Source organism: Maribacter sp. 4G9 (assembly GCF_002742265.1).
In the GTDB taxonomy this organism is placed as follows: domain Bacteria; phylum Bacteroidota; class Bacteroidia; order Flavobacteriales; family Flavobacteriaceae; genus Maribacter.
In genome coordinates this window covers 1-4,133 of sequence record NZ_MDGL01000092.1, presented here as the reverse complement: position 1 = coordinate 4,133, position 4,133 = coordinate 1, and the positions used below count along the sequence as shown (strand labels likewise).

Genomic DNA, 4,133 nt, shown 5'->3' with positions numbered 1-4,133 from the left:
AAGGAATTTTAAAAAACGATTGACACATTTTTTTGTATTATTGAAAGATCTTTCAAAGTGGCACTGTTTGACCGAAACATGTGGCACCATCACTCCGAAATAGCCACCAGTACCAAAAGGAAAAGGAACGACCGGAACGTTTTTATAACAAAGTGGACAATCAGTTGAAATTGAGCCGGAAGATTTTAAAGGAATATAATAAGGGAGGTAAGGTAACCATAAGAAGCAGTGTGTTGTTGGAATTGGGCTTTGACCCCAAATTTTTCACACATTATTGGAAAAACCAAAAGGGGGAGGTGTATCTTTTTGTATATGAATACGGATTTTTAAAAAAATCCGAGAACGGAAAGGAAAAATATGTGTTGGTCACTTGGCAGGAGTATATGAACTGAATTAAGGTATTATCCATGCAATAACCGGGGACCTATCACATCTGAATCAATTTATGTCATTCCAGGGTGTTATTATAACGTCTGGTCAACAATCCCTGGAATATCCCATTAATAATTCAATAATGAAGGAATCGGGACAACAAGTCACTTGGTTCTATACCCATGAACATGACCATAATTTCACAGGAGCTCATGGACATGTTATCATATGGCCATAGCACCATATGGACATAGGTATATAGCTATATTCGATTCATCGATGCAATAGTGCCCTGATGCAATAATGGAATATAGCTTTCATTCTATATTCAGATTGACCTATAAAGCCACCCGTTAAAATGTGAACGTTTCCTTGCGGGCGCAGTACGCTTTCAACGTTTTCCTTTCCCTGCCCGCATATTCGGCACCCTAAATGGATAAACCCAGGCCCCGTTTTCATGGTTTTTGTGGCCAGGGGGAAGAAGACGGTTGCTCTTGTCCAGCTTGATGAGCGTCTCCGAGGATTGAAAATTGCCGCTCCAAGGAAAAGCTGGTCCATCGGTACTCTATAATCGTCCTGTTTTTTTTAGGGGAAATAGCGAAGAGCAGAACCATTTTAGTGACGTCCCTCCCACGATATTCCGAAAATGACCTTTTCGGAATCCCTCTCCCTAGCCATAACCGAGCAAAATAGGCAAGGACGTTAAACGACAGGACAAGCAAAGCTTGCCCTTATAAGTTAACCGGGCGGAATATGTTCTGCGTCAAACGCCAATACCTTAAGCTCCATGAATACCATAAAATTCCAATTTGTTCCTAAAAAGTGATGTACACTACTTTGTGTACAGCACTTAAGAACCGTTTCTTCACTTGCCCTTAGGTTTGCCTTAAGTTAATCGGAGGTCACGTAGCAAGCCATGTTTTTGCAAGCAAAAACAGCTCACTTTGTTCGCAGGCTTGTTGGGGATCCTCCCCAAACCCCAGAATTATGGCACGGCCAAAAAAGGATATCGGATTATTGAAAGCGATACGGGTAAACGTTCGGATGACGGTCAACGAATACCTGATCGTTTCCGGGAATGCGGCAACATTGGGTATGGGAATACCGGATTATATCCGAAAAAAATTAATAGGCAGACCACTCCCGAGAACCAAGGTAACGCCGGAGGATAGAAGACTGTTCGTAGAGTTGAGCCGTATAGGCAACAACATCAACCAGCTTTCCAAAAATTCCCATCTGGGCATGCACGCTCCAAAAAGCCTGTCTCTACAATTGTTAGAACTACGAAATCTTTTAGGCGAATTAAAATCAAATATCAAGGATAAATGATAGCCAAGCAGATAAAGGGAAAGGATTTTTACGGACTATTGGCCTACAACCAAAAAAAGGTTGGACTTGGTCAGGCCTGTGTACTGGATGCCAACATCGATTTGGGCAGCGCGGTGGATATGTCCAAGGAATTCAATTTGGTCAGGCAGTTACGTCCCAGGTTGGGCAAAGCCGTATATCACGTTTCCCTGAACCTTCCACCCGATGAAAAAATGAACGACAAAAATTTTGTTTCTATGGGATTGGACTATCTAAAGGGGATGGGGTTCGACTATAACCAATATATCATTTACCGTCATGATGACCAAAGTCACCAACATATCCATATAGTGGCGAACAGGGTAAAATTTTCCGGAGACTTGGTCAGCGATAGCAGGGATTACAAGCGAAGTGAGCTTTTGGTAAGGAAATTGGAACAGAAATATGGTCTTTCCGTACTTCCCGATAAACCTTTGGGGCGAAGGGCTGCTCTTACCCAAAAGGAAATTGAGAAAACGCTTAGGACGGGCACCACACCGATAAAAGTTACGCTGCAAAACCAACTGATGGAAGCATTGAAACACTCGAAAAATATTGAGGAGTTCATATATCTATTGCAGTCGAGGGAGATTGGGCCAAAATTTAATATCAGCAAGACTACAGGAAGAGTTTCCGGTGTTTCTTTCAGCTACGAGTGCGTTATTTATAAAGGGAGCAGTTTGGGAAGACAATATTCATGGAACAACATTATAAAACAAATCGACTATGAACAAATCAGAGACCGTGCAGTTATTCTCCAAACTAATGCAGCAGAACAAGGAGATTTTAGAGGAATTGGCACAGATAAAGAAGGGGCTGGAGAAAACACGAAACAATCAAAAAGTACTATCGGAAGGGCAGGGGAAATTGTTGGCCAACCAACGCACCATTTGGGACTTTCTGAAAAAGATTCCCTAGGGCCGGATTCCTTCAATAATTATAGTGACGAGCTGAATAGTCCGCTTTGGAGAAGTCGAAGAAAAAAAGGGAGAGGTAGGTAGTGAAAACCGCGAGTGTACATATAGAGCCATTGAATCTTACAGGGAGGGCATTTTGTGAGCGATTGGGTATTTCCTATAATGGACAGATAATGCAGTCATTAAGAGATCAAGGATTGGTCGATTTCTTTAAAGTGGGTAAAAAATATCTGTATCCAAGAGAGGACATTGAAACAATAAACCTAAAATTGCGGAAAGGCGAAATATCCATCAAAGTCAATAATGGGTATTATATCACCATAAACTAACTTTTTCACATCATCCAAATAACCTGTTCATTTCATCGACTTGTTCTTTATTATAAAAGTCTTTCAAATAATGTTGTGTAGTTGACAATTTGGTATGCCCTAATAATTTTGAAGTCAGTAATAGATTCGTGTTGTTCCTAACCGCAAAATCTGCAAAAGAGTGCTTTGCCATATGAAAGCTCAAACTTTTCCCCAAACCCAATTTTTTGTCCATTAATTTAAGTGAAACATTGAGCATTTGGTTCTTAGACATAATTCGGTTCTCAATTTCTTCTTGGGTTTTGGTTTCCCAACCATATAGGGGTGGAAAAATAAATGTATCATTACGTCCTTTATATTTATTAAGTAGAGCCATCGAGGAGCTGTTCAAAGGAACGGTCCTTTTCGATCCTGACCTCCCCCTGGATTTTGACATGACATACACAATATGGTTATTGGAAATATTTGACCATTTTAATTTGCAGACATCAGAAAATCGCATTCCAGCTGCATAAAATGAAAAAAGGAAAATGTCCCTAGCTACTATCATTCCCTTTCTTCCAGAAGGAAGGTCAATATTGGAAAGCTTTTCAATTTCTTCAATAGTCAGCGCATTTTTTTCAGAATTCTCTCTTTTGGTCTTAAAGAATTTAATAGGATTTTCATTGAGCAAGCCCTGCTTGTCAGCTAGGTTCATTACTTTTTTTAAATTTTCGATATTCAAAGCAATGGTATTTGTTTTGTTCCCTTTTTTCAACATACTTTTTTCATAGTCTCGAAGAAGGTCCATGGTCAAATCTGAAAAAATGGCATTTCCAGCAAATGCCCTGAACTTATCCAAGCTTTTTTGTTGGGATACAGCGGTTCTTATTTTTCCTTTCGCTTTTTTCTCATTAATATAATTTTGGTAGAAGTCAACAAATGACATGGAAGCGTGTTTTTGCCTGTTTTTGATTAGTGTAAGTAATCTTTTGCACTTACCCCTGAGTTACCGTAGTATACCTTTTGTGCTTCAGTCATTAGCGCCGTTAGGGAGTTGTTCAATTGCTCCTCGAGCACATGTTTTTTTATTCTCTTTTTGTTAGAATCCCACTGAGTTTTTTTTATGGAAATCCCAGTCTCTAAATATTGAACATCGGTTTGAGAGGTCTCTAATTTAAGCCTGATCAATTGAGTGCCATTTTTCTTT

At 39.7% G+C, this 4,133-nt stretch carries 5 protein-coding genes and 1 pseudogene; 4 read left to right on the top strand and 2 right to left on the bottom strand.

Features of this window, described 5'->3' with window-relative positions:
* The first annotated feature begins 80 nt into the window (after positions 1–80).
* The 4 genes from BFP75_RS10415 to BFP75_RS21485 all read left to right on the top strand — a co-directional run bounded on the left by BFP75_RS10415 (position 81) and on the right by BFP75_RS21485 (position 2,965).
* Positions 81–392 carry a hypothetical protein gene (locus BFP75_RS10415; protein ID WP_099545324.1) on the top strand — a complete coding sequence of 104 codons (312 nt, stop codon included), beginning with the start codon at positions 81–83 and terminating at the stop codon, positions 390–392.
* A gap of 967 nt (positions 393–1,359) precedes the next feature.
* Positions 1,360–1,701, top strand: coding sequence for a plasmid mobilization protein (locus tag BFP75_RS10410; protein WP_099545323.1), 342 nt, complete (start codon positions 1,360–1,362; stop codon positions 1,699–1,701).
* Positions 1,698–2,720: a relaxase/mobilization nuclease domain-containing protein gene (locus tag BFP75_RS10405; RefSeq protein ID WP_099545321.1), complete on the top strand. Its 1,023-nt coding sequence runs from the start codon at positions 1,698–1,700 to the stop codon at positions 2,718–2,720. The genes BFP75_RS10410 and BFP75_RS10405 overlap by 4 nt, the downstream gene beginning before the upstream one ends.
* Entirely contained in the window at positions 2,720–2,965 is a 246-nt protein-coding gene (locus tag BFP75_RS21485; RefSeq protein ID WP_123803391.1) for a DNA-binding protein, read from the top strand. Before BFP75_RS10405 ends, BFP75_RS21485 begins: the two co-directional genes overlap by 1 nt.
* 10 nt (positions 2,966–2,975) lie before the next feature.
* Here the strand turns inward: BFP75_RS21485 and BFP75_RS10400 are convergent, their stop codons facing one another.
* Complete coding sequence (locus BFP75_RS10400; protein WP_099545319.1) at positions 2,976–3,872, bottom strand: tyrosine-type recombinase/integrase; 897 nt, start codon at positions 3,870–3,872, stop codon at positions 2,976–2,978.
* A gap of 26 nt (positions 3,873–3,898) precedes the next feature.
* Positions 3,899–4,133, bottom strand: a pseudogene (locus tag BFP75_RS10395) (site-specific integrase); the annotation flags it as partial.